At 44.1% G+C, this 17,365-nt stretch carries 13 protein-coding genes; 6 read left to right on the top strand and 7 right to left on the bottom strand.

Translation table 11 applies throughout. The annotated features are described in order from the left end of the window. The first annotated feature begins 457 nt into the window (after positions 1 to 457). Positions 458 to 1,378, top strand: coding sequence for a bifunctional precorrin-2 dehydrogenase/sirohydrochlorin ferrochelatase (locus KIV40_RS18425; RefSeq protein WP_285350653.1), 921 nt, complete (start codon positions 458 to 460; stop codon positions 1,376 to 1,378). Positions 1,379 to 1,487: 109 nt separating this feature from the next. Here KIV40_RS18425 and KIV40_RS18420 read toward each other — a convergent pair whose 3' ends face one another. After that, complete coding sequence (locus KIV40_RS18420) at positions 1,488 to 1,970, bottom strand: YajQ family cyclic di-GMP-binding protein (protein WP_005430971.1); 483 nt, start codon at positions 1,968 to 1,970, stop codon at positions 1,488 to 1,490. Positions 1,971 to 2,002: 32 nt separating this feature from the next. Then, positions 2,003 to 3,055: a 3-deoxy-7-phosphoheptulonate synthase gene (locus tag KIV40_RS18415; protein WP_010647909.1), complete on the bottom strand. Its 1,053-nt coding sequence runs from the start codon at positions 3,053 to 3,055 to the stop codon at positions 2,003 to 2,005. A gap of 394 nt (positions 3,056 to 3,449) precedes the next feature. Here KIV40_RS18415 and KIV40_RS18410 point away from each other — a divergent pair, with 394 nt between their 5' ends. Continuing rightward, positions 3,450 to 3,941 (top strand): DUF4442 domain-containing protein, encoded by a 492-nt coding sequence (locus KIV40_RS18410; protein WP_005430975.1) that lies wholly within the window; start codon positions 3,450 to 3,452, stop codon positions 3,939 to 3,941. Between the two features lie 22 nt (positions 3,942 to 3,963). Here the strand turns inward: KIV40_RS18410 and KIV40_RS18405 are convergent, their stop codons facing one another. Continuing rightward, on the bottom strand, positions 3,964 to 5,316 hold the full coding sequence (locus KIV40_RS18405; RefSeq protein WP_285350650.1) for a hypothetical protein: 1,353 nt from the start codon (positions 5,314 to 5,316) through the stop codon (positions 3,964 to 3,966). Between the two features lie 183 nt (positions 5,317 to 5,499). Between KIV40_RS18405 and KIV40_RS18400 the strand changes: the two genes are divergently transcribed. Next, positions 5,500 to 6,333 carry a S1 RNA-binding domain-containing protein gene (locus KIV40_RS18400; protein ID WP_005430978.1) on the top strand — a complete coding sequence of 278 codons (834 nt, stop codon included), beginning with the start codon at positions 5,500 to 5,502 and terminating at the stop codon, positions 6,331 to 6,333. A gap of 348 nt (positions 6,334 to 6,681) precedes the next feature. Here the strand turns inward: KIV40_RS18400 and rsmF are convergent, their stop codons facing one another. The 4 genes from rsmF to KIV40_RS18380 all read right to left on the bottom strand — a co-directional run bounded on the left by rsmF (position 6,682) and on the right by KIV40_RS18380 (position 13,968). Further along, on the bottom strand, positions 6,682 to 8,118 hold the full coding sequence (gene rsmF, locus KIV40_RS18395; RefSeq protein WP_285350648.1) for a 16S rRNA (cytosine(1407)-C(5))-methyltransferase RsmF: 1,437 nt from the start codon (positions 8,116 to 8,118) through the stop codon (positions 6,682 to 6,684). A 134-nt stretch (positions 8,119 to 8,252) separates the two neighbouring features. Beyond that, positions 8,253 to 10,907, bottom strand: coding sequence for an MlaD family protein (locus KIV40_RS18390; RefSeq protein WP_285350646.1), 2,655 nt, complete (start codon positions 10,905 to 10,907; stop codon positions 8,253 to 8,255). Beyond that, complete coding sequence (locus KIV40_RS18385) at positions 10,900 to 12,147, bottom strand: paraquat-inducible protein A (protein ID WP_285350645.1); 1,248 nt, start codon at positions 12,145 to 12,147, stop codon at positions 10,900 to 10,902. The genes KIV40_RS18390 and KIV40_RS18385 overlap by 8 nt, the downstream gene beginning before the upstream one ends. A 24-nt stretch (positions 12,148 to 12,171) precedes the next feature. Next, positions 12,172 to 13,968: an ABC transporter ATP-binding protein gene (locus KIV40_RS18380; RefSeq protein ID WP_285350643.1), complete on the bottom strand. Its 1,797-nt coding sequence runs from the start codon at positions 13,966 to 13,968 to the stop codon at positions 12,172 to 12,174. 92 nt (positions 13,969 to 14,060) lie between these two features. Here KIV40_RS18380 and KIV40_RS18375 point away from each other — a divergent pair, with 92 nt between their 5' ends. The 3 genes from KIV40_RS18375 (at position 14,061) to prc (ending at position 17,271) form a co-directional block, all read left to right on the top strand. Beyond that, positions 14,061 to 14,534: a GAF domain-containing protein gene (locus KIV40_RS18375; RefSeq protein ID WP_038890269.1), complete on the top strand. Its 474-nt coding sequence runs from the start codon at positions 14,061 to 14,063 to the stop codon at positions 14,532 to 14,534. A gap of 98 nt (positions 14,535 to 14,632) precedes the next feature. Further along, positions 14,633 to 15,259, top strand: coding sequence for an RNA chaperone ProQ (gene proQ, locus KIV40_RS18370; protein WP_005446802.1), 627 nt, complete (start codon positions 14,633 to 14,635; stop codon positions 15,257 to 15,259). A gap of 17 nt (positions 15,260 to 15,276) precedes the next feature. Then, complete coding sequence (gene prc / locus KIV40_RS18365) at positions 15,277 to 17,271, top strand: carboxy terminal-processing peptidase (RefSeq protein ID WP_285350639.1); 1,995 nt, start codon at positions 15,277 to 15,279, stop codon at positions 17,269 to 17,271. The last annotated feature ends 94 nt before the right edge of the window (positions 17,272 to 17,365 follow it).

The raw sequence follows: 17,365 nt of genomic DNA, 5'->3' as shown, positions 1-17,365 counted from the left end.
TATCCTTCCTGTATGATCCATGTTTAATCAGGAGCGACCTGATACAACGTGTCCAATTCGTTTGTGTTTTCGTCCTACGTGATTGATTTTAGAAGAAACGGCCATCGTCAAATCAATCAGTTAAAGCGTAGGAAAGGATTTGCTAATTCTCAAACATATAATTTAAAAAGAGTTTTGGAGAGAAGTCACAAAGCGCCTTGCGATTTAGAATGACGAAATGTTAATTGTTTGTAAATAGTGCAACTAATTGTTGGATTGGTGCATCAGAACAATCGGAAAAAGAAGGAATAAAACAGAAGGATAAAAGTTTGTTATTAAAAGTGTCATTAGTGTAGGGTGGCTATGTCAGCCGAAAATTTGAACAAATATTATTTGTGAAGTCGAAACAAGGTGAAGTGATTGCCCCATTTTTGGTAGCATGAATTTCGACAGTTATTTGAAGTGATCATGGATTGAAATGCGATATTTTCCTCTGTTCTTAGATTTAGTGAATAAACCAGTACTGGTTGTTGGTGGTGGTGAAGTAGCAAGCCGTAAAGTGGAGGCACTGCTTAAAGCAGGAGCGGATGTCACCATTGTCTCCCCAAGCCTTGTTGCTCTCCTCGATAAGCTTGCTCATGAGCAGCAAGTACATTGGATTCAACGCTTTTATTCAAGTGACCTTGTCACAAAGTCTTTTATTCAAGTGTGGGCAACCACAGACAACCCGGAATTGAATCACCAGGTTTATAAAGACGCGAAAGAGTTGGGCATCTTAGTTAACGTCGTTGATGACAAACCTTACTGTGATTTCATCACGCCTTCGATGATTAACCGCGGTCGTATTCAAATTGCCATCTCTAGTGGTGGTGCATCACCAGTACTGATTCGAAACATTCGTGAAAAACTAGAAGCAATCCTGCCACAAAACATGGGATTGATGGCTGAGTTTGCTAGTTCGAAACGTAACTCGATCAAAGAAGCACTTCCTAATGTCGATTTACGTCGCAAGTTTTGGGAGAACTATTTCTCGCATCCTGAAGTGGAAAATGCGCGCGACAATCGAGAGCTTGAAACCATCTATCAAGAAACCATGACCAAGCCGTTGGATGAGACAGGCAGTTGTACATGGATTCAGGTAGGTAAAGATGTGGAAATGTTACCTATCAAAGCTGTGCGTTATATGCAGCAAGCAGAGCTGGCACTTCACTCAACGAAATGCGAAGCGGATGTAATGGAGCTGGTGAGAAGAGATGCAGAACGTGAGTCATTCTCCAGTGCAACTGAGCTCTCCGACATGCTGAGAAAAGCCAAAGAGGAGATGCTTCGTGTATGTGTGTTCATTCCTCACGGAACAAGTGAGTTCTCGCTGCTGCAAGGGCAAGATTTAGTGATCTAATCTTCAAGGTCACTAGCATTAAACTCCTACAAAAACGCCGATGAGATTATCGCCGGCGTTTTTTATTCCACTCTTCTTATCTACCTACAAGGCGAATAGGAGAGCGCAATTAATCACGGAAGTTGTTGTACTGAAATGGGATACCCATCTCTGCTTCACGGATCGCTGCAATCGTCGCTTGTAAGTCGTCACGCTTCTTACCCGTTACGCGCACTTTGTCGCCTTGGATAGACGCTTGAACTTTAAGCTTCGCATCTTTGATTAGCTTAACTAGCTTTTTCGCAGTAGGCGTATCGATGCCTTGGCGGAAAGCGATGTTTTGGTGCCAGTTTTTACCCGTCGCTTCTGGATTTTTTGCATCCATAGCGTTCGCATCAATGTTACGCTTTGCCAAGTGGCTACGTAGGATGTCACGCATTTGCTTAAGCTGGAACTCGCCTTCTGCGGACACTTTTACATTTTCTTCTACTAGCTCAAAGCTCGCATTCACATTGCGGAAATCGAAACGAGTGGATAGTTCACGGTTAGCGTTATCAACCGCGTTACGTAGTTCAACGGTATCGATTTCTGAAACAATATCAAACGATGGCATGAAGATTCCTTGATTATCTTGTTATAGGGAAATTACTTACTGGATTTTACTGCTTCTGCCAGCATATCTAGCATAGTTACAGTATCATCCCAACTCAGACATGGGTCAGTGATAGATTGACCGTAAGTTAAGTTGTGAATATCAGTCATTGGCTGATTGCCTTCAATGATGAAGCTTTCCGCCATGATACCCGCAATGCGAGTGCTGCCTGATTTAATTTGGTCACAAATGTCTTGTGCAACTTCAATTTGCTTGCGGTGCTGTTTCTGACAGTTCGCATGGCTGAAGTCTACAATCAAACGTTGTGGCAAGTCGAACTCTGCCAGAGCTTCGCACGCTTGTTTAACAGACGTTTCATCAAAGTTAGGGCCTTTCTCACCACCACGAAGAATGATATGACCGTATGGGTTACCACTTGTGCGGTAAACCGTCATGCGACCATTCTTGTCTGGAGAGTAGAAGTAGTGTGATGCTTTTGACGCACGAATCGCGTCTATCGCGATTTTCACATTGCCGTTTGTACCGTTCTTAAAGCCAACTGGGCAAGACAGCGCAGAGGCCATTTCACGGTGGATTTGCGATTCTGTTGTACGAGCACCAATTGCGCCCCATGTGATCAGATCAGCAATGTACTGGCCTGTGATCATATCAAGAAACTCAGTAGCAGTCGCAAGCCCAAGCTTGTTGATATCCAGTAGCAGTTTGCGTGCTTTGTGAAGGCCAGCTTCAAGCGCGTATGAACCATCTAGGTTAGGGTCCGTGATTAGGCCTTTCCAACCAACAACGGTACGAGGTTTTTCAAAGTAAGTACGCATTACGATGAACAGTTCATCTTTGTACTTATCTTGAATGTTCGCAAGGCGAGTTGCGTAGTCAATTGCCGCTTCAGTGTCATGCACCGAACATGGGCCAACAATAGCAAGGATACGGTCATCCTCACCAGTTAAAATCTTCTCAATTTGACGACGAGATTGAGCGATACGGTCAGCGACGTCATCGGTAATTGGATGTACGCTACCTAGCTCTGCGGGTGTCGGCATCGGACCCAAAGGTTGGGTTCTCAATTCATCTGTTTTAATAGGCATGTTATAGTTTATTCTCTATTGCGAAGCGGTAAAGATAACGGAATTATAGTTAGGAATAAACCGTTTCACGGGATTCTTATCTAGTAAATACCGAAATGTATGTAATGCTGTGTCTATCATCAGTGATAGTTATGTATAAATGACAAAAATGTCCTTGGAGATCAATACATAGCCGTTTGAATTTATAACTAGTTTTTCTATTTGCTAACACGCAAATCTTGCAAAATACCTTGTAAAGCGGGCTACGGCGGAAGTTTCATATCCAGCTTTCATTGCTTGGCAAAAGAAACCGTTTGCGATTTTCTATACGGAGATCGATTTATCATTAACATTTCTTTGACATTTTTATTCTCCGTTGATTAACTGGTCTGACTAGTCTGGTAAGGAGACCAAGATGTTATCTGCTGTTCGACGTGCAAATCTTTACTTAAACCTTTTTGGTTTTTCCAAAGTCCCGCTCATTTGGTTATGTCGCCCAAAGATCTTGGCGATTGACGACCAACATGTAGAAGTCAAAATTCCACTGAGACGTAGAACGAAGAACCATCTTAATAGTATGTATTTTGGTGCGCTTGCTGTTGGTGCGGATGTCGCGGGTGGCTTTCTTGCCATGAGTAAGGCTCAAGAGCAGGGGGAACGCATTTCTTTGGCGTTTAAAGGCGTGTCGGCTGAGTTTTTAAAACGTCCGGAAGGGGATGTACACTTTGTTTGTCATGACGGTCCACTGATTGATGAAATGCTGCGAATGACACTAGAAACAGGCGAGCGTATTAATCGAGATGTTAAGATTACGGCGTTGTGTCCAAGCGTGAATGGTGAAGAACCAATGGCAGAATTTTCTCTAACACTTTCGATAAAAAAAGCAGCTCAAAAACAAGCTGCTTAATATCGTTTCCGATTTGATGGGTTTATACCAAGTCGATTTTCTCAATCGAAACAATCTTAGAGCGGTTTAATACCACCTTCCAGCGATAGTAAACGGGCTCATCGGTGTGGTTGTCTTCTTTGACAATCACATTAAGCAAATGGCGTTTCTCAACAGACTCTTTACTCACTTGTCCTTCATTTAAGCGATAAACACGGTTGGAGCTCTTGTCCATTAAACGAATAATCGGACGTAGACTCATATTCAATGTCTCACGAGTTTGCTCGTAACCGCTTAAGAACAAAGACGTCGCCATCTCAGTCTTAGAATGGTAGTGAAGAATTTGCTCTTCACGCTGGACGACTCGTTTCTTACGAATGTTTTGAATGCGGTCAGGTAAGCTTGAAAGCGAACGGTAATCTAGCCATTCCAACTTACGGCCAACGACTTTCTTCGTCGTCGGATCCATGTACTTCTTCCGCCACTTTGGCTTCCCTTTACGAATCCAACGCCACATTGCGTCACGCAAGTCATCTTTAAAGATTTCACGTAGGGCATAAATAAAGGACATCGCGATAATGAAAGACGCAGAGATCTCACCTAAATAGTCTCGTGCCAAAATCACGGTACTCGTGACTACGACCATCACTAAACCTGTCGCGATGCCTTTGATTGCACGCTTAATGTTGTTACCCATCGATATAGTGTTTTCACGTAGGACGATAGGGTGCTCAATCAAACGTCTTAACAAACGCATCTTGTTTGACAGGCGTGTCACGTCATCCACAACGCTTGTCGAGTTGTAGTCATTTAACTTACGGTGCGCTTGCTCTTTCTCGCATAATGTAATCAAACGATCTTTAATTGTGCTGTAATCGCCCTCGCGAGGAAGGTGAGCCACGAGAGATAGGAATCTCTGCTCGGTGTACCAAGACAGATAGTTGTCGATATTAACATAGTAACGCTTGAGGCTCTCTTCATAAGGGATCGAACGACGCAGACGTTTAAGGATATCAAGCGTTAGCTCAATCACCTCATCGACTTCTTCTGCCGTAACACTGTCATTCTCGTGTTTGTTTAGCGCTGCTACGGCTCTGTCAAGTGCTATAACGTATTGATAAGCAAACAAACTCAAACTTACACGATATTGGCGATTGGACAGATGACCACGTTTGGCGAGACGGCTGTGTACCAGAGGCAGCAGTACTTCCGTACTGTAGTAAGAGCGTTTTTGTGTGATCGAAGTATAGTAGTACTCGGGCTCACTAATGATGTCGGAATTTAACCCCAACTCACCAGGGACAAAAATATAGATATCAAGGTCGAGCGTTTTACTCTTTGCCAATGCGTGGCTGATTTTTAAAGTTACCGAGTCTTGTTTGTCGACAGTGACCAAGGAAGGCTCCTGATTTTGCTAAAGCATCCTATACCCATAAGCGTCCGTTAATTGCATTAACTTAAGTTCGGACTAGGATAAATTGTTGAACGATCAAAGCATAACAGAGAGGTTCGCTTTTCTCTCTGATTTTCTTGTTAGTTTGGGTATAATTCCCTGTAAATTTAAAAAGAGACAAATTCAATGATTAAAATTGGTCAAATTAACAGCTTAGAAGTCATTAAAACGGCTGATTTTGGCGTATTTCTGGATGGTGAAGATTACGGTTCTGTACTGCTGCCTAACAAATATGTTCCAGAAGGCACTGAGCTAGGTGCTCATCTTGACGTATTTCTTTACTTCGATTCAGAAAGCCAGCTAGCTGCGACCATTGATAAGCCTATCGCTCAAGTCGGCGAATGGGGTCTAATGAAAATCGAAGGCATCAACAAAACGGGTGCGTTCGTAAACTGGGGTATTAAAGAAAAAGATCTTTTGATCCCCTTCAGTGAGCAACGTGCACGCTTTACTGCTGGCCAAAACATTCTGGTTTACGTTTACACAGATAAAGCCTCTGGCCGTATCGTAGGTACAACGAAGTTCAACAAATGGCTTGATAAAACGCCAGCTAACTACGAAGTGAACGAACAAGTTGATCTAATTATCGCGGAGCGCAGCCAACTTGGTTACAAGGCTATTGTGAACGGTGAACATTGGGGCATGATCTTCCCATCAGACGTATTCGGTAAATTGTTTATCGGCAAGAAACTGAAAGGTTACATCAAGCAAGTTCGTGAAGACGGTAAGATTGACTTAGCGCTACAAAAAGTCGGCGTTGCGAAGATGGATGATCTTTCGAGTAAAGTGATTGAACTCCTAGAGAAGAAGGGCGGTTTCTTGCCTCTTAACGATAAATCTTCACCAGAAGCGATCTTTGAAACGTTCCGCACAAGTAAAGGTACTTACAAAAAGACCATCGGCGGTCTATACAAAGCGGGTAAGATCGTTATCGAGAAAGACGGCATTCGTCTGGCCTAATCTCTTATTAAAGCTTAAAGGCCGTCTTGGCTGGTGGTTCGAGGTTAAGTGAATGACATTTGGACTTTCCTTTTAGAAAGTGTCAGCCAAAAAAAATGGCCCAAACTCGTCCTTATTTTGGGCCTAGGGGAAACGGCTCTTTTAAGAGCCTGCGCTAAACGTTGTGACCAACACATATTGCTGGCTAAACATAGAGAGAAATGCCGTTTCAAAGCGATGCTTTGCTACATCCAGTTTAGTACAGGGCACTCGGATCGCTAGTGAACCCAGTTCCAATCATGCTTTAGAACCAAAAAGCCATCGTAAATACGATGGCTTTTCATTTATTTATAGCGTATCACTTTGCTACTAAAATAAGTTCTTATCACGCACAAGTTCACGTGGCAGACCGTTTTTAATTCGGTTGCTTACCCATTTCCCAAGACCAATGATCGCACCTTCGTACTTAACGAACACTTCGCCTTTACCTGTCTTCATATCTGCTGGAATGTTTTGTGGGCGAACATCGCGACCCATGTACCACTCGCGCGCTTCTTCAATCGTTAACTCAATAGCATTTTTCTCATCACCGGTAGCTAGAGCCGTTGCGACTTGGTGTTGCCAGCGGTAACCGTTCTTGTGTGCTTCAGCAATTTTGATACCCATACGAGAGAAACGCAGTTCACCAATCATTGGCTCTAGCGCGTCAGGGAAAAGCCAAACATCTTTCTCGCGAATCCAAACTGTGCTGTCTTCAGGCACTTTGATATCCATCGTATTGTGTAGCTGTTTAGCAATCTCTGCTGACTCTTTGTTTGACGCTTTCGAAAATGGGAATTTACCCATGCGCTTTTTCACTTTCGGCGCTTCAACTGCGGTAAGTTTACGAATGCGGGCGACGAAGAAGCCCTCACAGTCATAAACTTGGGGGAAGATATGCAAGAAACCTTCTTCAGTTAACGCCGCTTCTGCATTTTCAAACAGATCTTTTAAGCTTTCGAATTCAACCGCGTCACCAAATGTCTCTTTAAGGTGATGGCAAACCTGTTGGTTCTCTTCGGTACTCAGCGTGCAGGTTGAATAAACCATAACGCCGCCAGGTTTTAGAGCATGGAACGCACTTTCAATCAGATCTTTCTGCGTATCTGCAATCTCAACAACCGACGATTGCGTCCAGTTCTTCATTGCATCTTCGTCTTTACGAACGGTACCTTCCCCTGAACATGGCGCGTCGAGTAAAACAGCATCAAACTGTTCCGGTAACCAACCGCCAAATACGCGACCATCGAAGTTGCTTAATGCTGCATTACGTACACCACAACGTTCAATGTTAGCGTGTAGCACTTTTACACGACTTGCTGCGTATTCGTTCGCTACCAACACGCCTTCGTTATTCATAAGCGCAGCGATTTGAGTCGTTTTTGAACCGGGCGCAGCTGCGGTATCAAGAACGGCATCGTACGACTCGTCATTCATAAACAAAGCCGATACCGGCATCATTGAGCTGGCTTCTTGAATGTAAAATAGCCCTGACATGTGTTCAGCAGTATTACCAAGTGGCACAACCGACTCATCCGCTTCGATCCAAAAACCCGTATTACACCAAGGTACAGGTGAAAGCTTCCAACCTTTTGCTTCAGCACGTTCGAGAAACGCTTCTACGCTAATCTTGAGCGTATTAACACGAATACTTTTGCGCAGTGGCTTTTGGCATGACGCGATAAAGTCTTCCATGTTGAGGTGAGCAGGGAGGATAGTTTGGATTTTTTCCAGAAAAGCTTCTGGGATGTAAACATTAGGATGCAAAGTGAAATCTCGATTGCAGAATTTGCTGCAAATAATATACGAAAGCGGGTCAGAAACGAATAGTCACATAAGAGTGAGTAATAAAAAAGAGCAGCGTTTGCTGCTCTTTACGACGTTAGTGTTGCCTTAACGCGCTATGGTTTGGGAATTGCAGTGCGCCATTGAGTCCAACTTTCTTCAGCTTGAGGGTACAAGTAGAAAGATTGCCCTGTTTTTGCCGCTGGTGGAATTTGCGATTGTTCTGGTGTCGAGAAAGCAATGCCGCCACGGACTAAGCTGTCAAATGTGCCTGCTTTGATGTTCGCGCCACCTAGGCCAATAGAAACATCCACACCTGAGACGTTCCAGAACACACTGTTTTGACGAACAAGGTAAGCATACTCAGATTTGACCTCGATCCTCGTAACGACGCGATCAGCAAATTCACCCAAGCTGACTTTAGTTACGCTGCCTACCTCCATCTGTCGGTATAAGATAGGGGTACCAACTTGGACGGAGCCACGTTGTTCACTTTGTAGTGTGAAGGATACGCCTGGTTCCGCTTGCTCGCCCTTAGCCAAATCAAACTTGAATTTCGCTGAACCTATACCTGGTTCTACGCTAATGGTTTTTGATACCAGCGCACCTAAATTCTTAACTCCGCCTAGGCCAATCTCAGGTTCTGTTAGCCAAAAATGTGACCCAGTAACGGCGATGTTATTGACATATTCAGGAAGAATGCGGGCGGTGACTTCAACCATTTCACGCTGAAAGTTCGGCACCACCATTGTGACTTCACCGACTTTAACGCCTTGATATTTAATCGGCATACCTTTGGTCACTTCTTGGCTACCATCGGTTTCCAGCGCTATTACACGGCCAAACTTACGAGCTTGATTTTGGTCGTTGTAAAGCTTCCAACGTTGGCCAACTTTATTTTCGATGCCCGGGATAGAATCGAAAGCAATGCCGCCCTTAATTAATGTCTTGAGAGGATGCGCTTTAACACTGATGCCAGATAAAGATGCATCTATTTCTACGCCAGAGCGGTTCCAAAATACCGTTTGTGTGGTTAGCAGATGAGCATAACGATTTTCAATTGTTGCTTTGACAACAACACCGCCGTCCACCAAGTTGAAGTCAGAGATGCTGCCAACTGGCAAGTTACGATAGAGCAGAGGGCTACCTTTGGAAATAGGAGGAAGCTCACTGGCGAACAGGCTCAATGTTTTCGAGCCTGTTTGGTTATATTGGGCCAATTCTGCCAACGAAGCGCTTTGGAACAGTTGGTACTCTTTCTGAATACTCTCTTGCCCTTCGCTAACAAAGCTAATTGAGCCAGTAAGAAGCTGCTTCGCAGGAGGAACCGTAACACTCAAACCTGATTCTGTAAGTTCTGCAGAAGCGCTGCCAGTAACATAAAAACGGTTATTCGATTTGATCAGGTGCTTGTATTCGTTATCAATCAAAACATCCATAAACACTTCATGTTTTGCTGCCTGCGCTTTTGCTTCATCAAGCAGGCCGACTTTAATGATTGAACCTACCACGATGCCTTTATAAAGCACGTTTGCACCGCTATCCAAACCGAAGGAATTGTCAGACACAAGACGAATTGCAATCGACTTCTGTTGTTGCTGATCAAAAACGTTCTGACGAATAGCAGTAAATCGACGAGCGCGTTCACCTTTACCCGGAACAATGGTCAAGAAATTGCCGCGAACAAGGTTTGCGATATTTTCTACGCCAGATAGAGAAACTTTTGCCTCTTCAAGAACAAAACGCGTTCCTGAAGTCAGCATGTCGCTAAAGGCTGGTTGAATAGCAGCGGATGCCAAAATGACTTCACGACCTTCAGAAAGGTTTAAGTCTGTGATTTGTCCGACTTCGATGCCGCGGTACATAATAGGTGCGCCTTCGCCGCTGATTTTGTTGTCATCAGGAAGCGCGATTTTGATCGGGATCCCTCGACCAGCGGTTTTAAGGTCTTTATAAAGGCGGAACTCCGTATTCTCTTTCACCGGTTCGCCATCGTCAGGCGAGTCTACCGCGATAGCACCGCCCAGTAGGGCACTCATGCTTTCAAGACGAACATCAACACCGTCAAAGCCGATGTTGGCACCAATGCCACTGACATTCCAAAAACGACTGTGACTGTTGATCAGGTACTGGTATTGCTCTTGGATGTTGGCTTGGATGGTGATGGATTTCGCATCTTCGTTGAGCTGGTAGCTGAATACCTCACCAATTGGGATCTTTTTGTAGACGATTTGCGAACCAATCGAAACGCCACCCAAGTCTTGGCTCTTCAATTTAATGTTCAGGCCTTGTGTCACACGTAGGTCAGTAGGTGCTGATTCAAGTGCGGTGAAGGTCGTTTCAAACTTTTTACCGTCGCCTGGCTGAATAGAAATGTAGTTACCAGATACAAGTGCATCAAGACCAGACACGCCAGTTAAGCTGGCTGTAGGCTTAACCAACCAAAATCGCGTTTTGTCGTTGAGCAATTTAGCCGCCTCTGGGTAGATGTCTGCATCCACATAAATGCTGCCCAAATCTTCGGATAGGTTGATATCTCGCACCATACCCACTTCTAAACCCTGATAGCGAATGGTGGTTCGTCCTGCGACTAAACCTGCTGCATCGGAGAAATAGATTTGCACACGTTGTCCCGCATCATGAATCGATTTCATTACGAGCCATCCGGCTAATACCATGGTCAAAATCGGTAATAGCCAAAGGGGAGATATACCTTTACTCCTCTTTACATCTGGCACGTATGACGTTTGAGAACTGTTCTGATCACTCATTAATTGACTCTTTTTCTGATTGTGTTTGGGCTTGGTCCCAAATAAGCCTTGGATCAATGCTCTCCGCCGCGAGCATTGTAAGTACGACCACGACACCGAACGCTACTGCACCATACCCCGGTGTAAAGTCGAGAATCTGTCCACGATCGACCAATGTCATCATGATAGAGATAACAAACAAATCCATCACGGACCATTTACCGATCCACTTTACTGCAAAATAAACCATCATTCGCTGTCTTCTATACACCGAACGTTTGAACTTGATACATAGCAAGATGTAAGTAAGGCCGAGAATCTTAGCGACAGGCACCACGATACTGGCAACAAAAATGATGATCGCGATGCCGTACATGCCATTTTTAACCAAACCCGCAACGCCCGAGAAAATGGTGTCCTCTAAACGTTTGCCATTGGTGAGCAAAATCGAAATCGGAATCAAGTTAGCAGGGAAGATTGCAATCGTCGCGGCGATTAAGTACGCCCACGTCTTTTGGATTGAATTCGGTTGGCGATGATACAGCTCGTGGTGGCAGCGATGGCAATTTCCCCCCTCAGGCTGCGATAGATGGCATTCATGGCAGTGCACATCTTTGTGTTCAAAGTCATAACTGGTTTCAGGTTGCCAAGCTTCCCAATAACGACGAACGCTAATACGAGATATTAGTAAAACAGTAAAAACTTGCAGTAGCACTAGGCCAATCAACCCAGGCCCAACAAAAATATCGGAGTAATCTTGGAGTTTGAAGCAAGAGATCGCGATGCTCACAAGAAAGACATCCAGCATCACCCAATGCTTAAGATGCTGAATCAACCAAAGTGATACGCGCAAACCTTTAAACCACCGTTTGTGTAGCGACCAATGGGCCGTAACAACAGAACTGCAAACGATGAGTGGGGCGAGTGAGCTACAAAATAGGATAAGAATAGAAAGAAGAACAAAGCCTTCTTGAAAAAGTGTGATCATTCCTGAAGGCAATGTTGCTGGAATCATCACACCAAACAGACGAATACTGATGAAATTAAAAAAGTGCGAAGGAATAAAAAGCAGAATACAGGTCACTGCAATAGCAAGATTACCTGACAGGCTAGGGCTACCGCCGCGGTATAGTTGTGTACCACAACGTGGGCAGTATGCATTTTTACCGTTAGGCAAATCGACGATATCGACAGGCAATTCGCAACCTTGACATAAGCGGACGCTGCTCGGTTGCATGGCGTGTTTAGACAGAGAGGTCACAACGACCTCTCTAAAAAGAATGGGTTAAGCGTGGGACTGAATGCCCCCGTACAAGGTTTGATATAAGCCTTCTTGCTCAACGAGCTCACCATGTGTTCCTGTTTGCGTCACTCTTCCGTCTTCAAGCACATAAATCAAATCCGCTTGCTTCACCGCAGATAAGCGGTGGGCGACGATAAGCGTGGTTCTTCCACGTAAGAATTCAGTTAACGCCTTGTGCAATGCCGCTTCGGTAGCGGTATCTAATGCCGACGTTGCCTCATCTAGGATAACAAATTGTGGGTTACTCAGCACCATACGCGCAATCGCTAAGCGCTGGCGCTGACCGCCGGATAGGCGAATACCATTGCGACCAATTTGAGTATCCAAACCATGGTTAAGTTGAGAAATGACATCTTGCAGCTGTGCAACTTCTAGCGCTCGCCACAGTGACATTTCATCAAAGTCACCACCAAGGGTGAGATTATGCCTCAAGGTGTCATTAAATAGTATAGGTTGTTGTAAAACAACGGCAATCTTGTCGCGTATTACTTCAAAACTGATGTCCTCCGTCAGTTCATCATTAAAACGGATAGAACCTGCGTTCTGACGGTAAACCCCGATCAAGAGCTGGATAAGCGTCGATTTACCGCCGCCACTGGCGCCAACTAAGGCCACCTTCTTACCAGCAGGAATATGCAAAGAAAGATCGTCCAGTACTTTATGTTCATTGTTGTATGAAAAATCAACATGTTCAATTTTTACATCAACTTCTCGATTATCTTTGAAAGGATTTACTTTCGAGACAGGTCTATGTTCTTCCTCTAACTCGAGTAGGTCATTGATGCGTTTAAGCGCCGCTTTTGCGCTGTACCAAGAGAATTGGATGCCCAAAAGTTCTTGAACAGGAGACAACATAAACCAAAGGTAACCAAACACCGCAAAGATTTGACCAATGGTGAGATCGCTGAACATCACCATTAACATTGCGACAGCGCGAAACAATTCGAAGCCGATTAAGAAAAGGAGAAAAGAAACACGTCCAGCGGCTTCTGATTGCCATGCGTATTTGTCAGCGTCGATACGAACTTGATCAGCGCTGCCTTTCAGTTGTTGAAGGAACTCTCTTTCTTTATTAGCTGCACGCAGTTGATAGATGCCGTCAAGCGTTTCAACTAGGCGGTTTTGGAAAATCTCGAACGAGTGGTTTTCTTTACGTTTTAGGTGCTTAACCATACTTCCCAGCTTTCGCGAGAAGTAGATGACAATAGGATTAACCAAGAGGATAAAAAGACCGAGCCTCCAATCGAGCCAAAGTAGCACGATTGCCGTACCAATAACGGTTAGAAAGCTGATAACGAATTTTGCTAATGTAGAACCAATAAATTTATCAATGGTCTCGATGTCAGTGATAAGGTGTGCGTTAATGCCTCCGCTTCCTTTGGTTTCGTATTGTCGAATGCTAATACGTCCAAGTTTGTCGATCATCTTACTGCGCATTTCAAAGGTGATGGTCTTTGAAACGAGGGTGAATTGTCGACTTTGAAGAATATTCAGTCCTTGGCTAGCGGCTCTCATCAGCACAACCAAGAACAGAGTAAAAAAGATATAACCCGTAGGTGTATGCCACGCTTCTCGTAAAACCGAGTTCATCGCCGCAAGGCCGGATGCCGGTTTGTCTAATAAGACTTCATCTACCATAAGAGGCATAAGAAGAGGGATTGGCACACTAATCAAGGTTGCAAGTACGGCTATCAAGTTCGCTAGAATCAGCTTGGACTTGTGCTTTTTCACTTGTGTTATCAACCAAGAACGGCTAATAGTGTCGTTTTTCGGATTCATTGTAATTGAGAATAAGTCCTATTAAAAAGTAGGGCTGCATTGTAACGCCATACCATAAGAATGGAAGCCTAAATAAAAAGTAGGAAGTTAATATGAACATAGAACAATACCAAAGACTTACCAAGCAAGCTGTTGCGCTTATCGAATCAGAAAAAGACTACATCGCAAACCTTGCTAACATCAGCGCGCTTCTATTTATGGAACTAGAAAACCTAAACTGGGCCGGTTTTTACCTAACAAAAGGGGATGAATTGGTGCTTGGTCCTTTCCAAGGTAAGCCTGCTTGCGTTCGAATCCCAATGGGAAGAGGTGTCTGCGGCACTGCTGCACAAACTAACAGCGTACAAAGAGTATACGACGTGCACGAGTTTGAAGGTCATATTGCTTGTGATGCAGCAAGTAACTCAGAAATTGTTATTCCTTTTACTATCAATGGGGAAGTGGCTGGAGTATTGGATATCGACAGTCCAAATATCGGTCGATTCAATGAAATTGATGAAGAAGGTCTCACTTATTTTATGGCTGAAGTAGAAAAGCTGCTTAATTCGCACGCTAACGACGCATAAATTCGCCTTCGAGTGTGGTTTTTCCTTGGCATGTCACTATAATACGAGAATATTTTTTCTTAATGCTTCGCGGAAATCCGCTCAAACCAGGAACCCTCATGACTGAAAAGTTAAAAAACAGCAAAGAAGTTATCGCATACATTGCTGAATGTTTCCCTAAGTGCTTTACTTTAGAAGGTGAAGCAAAGCCTCTGAAAATTGGTATTTTTCAAGATCTTGCGGAACGTCTAAATGAAGACGAAAAAGTAAGCAAAACTCAGCTTCGTGCAGCGTTAAGACAGTACACTTCATCATGGCGTTACCTACACGGTGTAAAACCAGGTGCGGTACGTGTTGACCTAGATGGCAACCCATGTGGTGAGCTAGAAGAAGAACACGTAGAACACGCTAAAGCGACACTTGCTGAAAGCAAAGCGAAGGTTCAAGCTCGTCGTAAAGAGCAAGCTCAAAAAGCTCGCGAAGAGGGTAAGGCGAAAGCAAAACCTGCGGCTAAGAAGCCACAACAGCCTCGTCGTGCTAACAAACCAAAAGTACAAAAAGAAAGTAAGCCTGTAGAAACACGCGCACTAAACGCTGACGAAATCACAATCGGCAACGCAGTTAACGTGAATATGGGCAAAGGAAACATGGCAGCGACCATTGTTGAAGTCAATAAGGATGATGTACGTGTTCAACTTGCTAACGGCCTACAAATGGTTGTGAAAGCGGAGCACTTGCGCGCATAAGGGAGATACTCCTACGCATGAATTGCCGTTCAAAAGTGACACTGATTGCTGCTAGCTTCTGGCTAGCAGCATCAGCTCAGGCTCTAGAAGCCAAACTAAACAAAGATGATTTGCCCGTTCTTGCACCTGAAGTTCAGCATGAAACAGCCAGCAAACGAGTAACTTCTCGATTTACCCGCTCTCATTATAAGCACTTCAATCTTAACGATGATTTCTCCAAAGCGATCTTTGAACGCTACGTAGAAATGCTTGATTACAATAGAAATATTTTTACTCAAGCCGATATCGACTCTTTTAAAGATTGGTCAATCAGCCTTGATGATCAGCTTAAAGCTGGTAACAACAAGATTGCTTTTGATGTTTATAACCTTTCGATGCAGAAGCGTTTTGACCGTTTTGCTTACGCGTTGACTCTACTCGATAAAGAAATCAAGTTTGATACTGATGAATTTATTGAATTAGATCGTTCCGAGGCTGCATGGCCAAAAGACGAAGCAGAGTTAAACGAATTATGGCGTAAACGCGTTAAGTACGATGCTCTTAACCTTAAAATGACTGGCAAAGAGTGGCCAGAAATCAAAGAGGTTTTAGAGAAGCGTTACAACAACGCGATGAAACGTATCACGCAAACTCGCAACGAAGACGCTTTCCAACTTTACATGAATGCTTTCGCTCGTGAAGTTGATCCGCACACTAGCTACTTATCTCCTCGAAATGCCGAACAATTCCAATCAGAGATGAACCTCTCTCTTGAAGGTATTGGTGCCGTGCTTCAAATGACTGATGACTACACTGTGATCCGTTCTTTGGTCGCGGGTGGCCCTGCATCTAAGAGTAAACAGCTAGGAGAGGGTGACCGCATTATTGGTGTTGGCCAAGATGGCGAAGAAGTTGTTGATGTAATCGGTTGGCGTCTTGATGATGTGGTTCAGCTAATTAAAGGCCCTAAGGGAACGAAAGTGAACCTGCAAGTCTTGCCTGAGGGCAAAGATGCGAAGAGTTACGTTGTCACAATTGTCCGTGACAAAGTTCGCTTAGAAGACCGCGCGGTTAAATCTGAGATCATCGAAAAAAACGGTAAGAAGATTGGTGTACTTGAAGTGCCGAGCTTCTATGTCGGTCTTTCGAAAGATACAGATAAACTGCTGTCTGAACTGAAAACCAAGAACGTTGATGGTGTCATCGTTGATCTACGTAACAACGGTGGTGGTGCACTAACAGAGGCAACCGCGCTAACGGGTCTCTTCATTAAAGAAGGTCCGGTTGTTCAAGTTCGTGATAGTTACGGTCGTATCAAAGTGAATGCGGATACTGATGGTCAAGTAAGCTACGATGGCCCACTGACGGTATTAATCAATCGCTACAGTGCTTCAGCGTCTGAGATTTTTGCGGCGGCAATGCAGGATTACAACCGTGCGATTATCCTTGGTGAAAACTCTTTCGGTAAGGGTACCGTTCAGCAGCACCGTTCATTGAACCATATCTACGATCTTTTTGATAAAGAGCTTGGCTATGTTCAATACACGATTCAAAAGTTCTACCGCATTGATGGTGGTAGTACGCAAAACCGTGGTGTAGCACCAGACATCGCTTACCCAACTCCGGTTGAACCAAGCGAAACGGGCGAGAGTGTTGAAGACAATGCCCTGCCTTGGGATAGTATTGATAAAGCAAAGTATCAAACGTTCCCAAGCAATGACGCACTTGTTACTAAGCTAACTGAGCTTCATAACAAACGCATCGCTGATGAAATGGAATTTCGTTTCATCAGTGAAGATATCGAAAAGTACCGTAAAGAGAAAGACGATAACTTATTGTCTCTTAACGAGAAAGTTCGCGAAGATGAATCAGATAAAGCGGAAGCTCTACGTCTAGAACGCATTAATGAACGTCAATCTTCAATGAATAAAGAACCATTCAAGACACTAGACGATGTGCCGAAAGACTACGAAGCGCCGGATGTTTATCTGGATGAATCAGTAGCGGTTATGGTTGATATGCTGAAGAACTAAAAATTCAGTCAGAACGACTAACAATTCTGTGAATCATGAGCGAGTCATAATGACTCGCTCTTTTTTTATGTGTTTAAAACGTCTGTTGAATGTA

The organism is Vibrio sp. D173a, assembly GCF_030248475.1.
Note: the sequence above shows the minus strand (reverse complement) of the source record. Positions and strands in the feature narration are given on the sequence as shown.

What these genes read in the sequence shown, in the direction of transcription:
- KIV40_RS18425 (WP_285350653.1), top strand. Translation starts at nt 458, where the DNA reads ATGCGATATTTTCCTCTGTTCTTAGATTTAGTGAATAAACCAGTACTG.
- KIV40_RS18420 (WP_005430971.1), bottom strand. Translation starts at nt 1,970, where the DNA reads ATGCCATCGTTTGATATTGTTTCAGAAATCGATACCGTTGAACTACGT.
- KIV40_RS18415 (WP_010647909.1), bottom strand. Translation starts at nt 3,055, where the DNA reads ATGCCTATTAAAACAGATGAATTGAGAACCCAACCTTTGGGTCCGATG.
- KIV40_RS18410 (WP_005430975.1), top strand. Translation starts at nt 3,450, where the DNA reads ATGTTATCTGCTGTTCGACGTGCAAATCTTTACTTAAACCTTTTTGGT.
- KIV40_RS18400 (WP_005430978.1), top strand. Translation starts at nt 5,500, where the DNA reads ATGATTAAAATTGGTCAAATTAACAGCTTAGAAGTCATTAAAACGGCT.
- KIV40_RS18390 (WP_285350646.1), bottom strand. Translation starts at nt 10,907, where the DNA reads ATGAGTGATCAGAACAGTTCTCAAACGTCATACGTGCCAGATGTAAAG.
- KIV40_RS18380 (WP_285350643.1), bottom strand. Translation starts at nt 13,968, where the DNA reads ATGAATCCGAAAAACGACACTATTAGCCGTTCTTGGTTGATAACACAA.
- KIV40_RS18375 (WP_038890269.1), top strand. Translation starts at nt 14,061, where the DNA reads ATGAACATAGAACAATACCAAAGACTTACCAAGCAAGCTGTTGCGCTT.
- proQ (WP_005446802.1), top strand. Translation starts at nt 14,633, where the DNA reads ATGACTGAAAAGTTAAAAAACAGCAAAGAAGTTATCGCATACATTGCT.
- prc (WP_285350639.1), top strand. Translation starts at nt 15,277, where the DNA reads ATGAATTGCCGTTCAAAAGTGACACTGATTGCTGCTAGCTTCTGGCTA.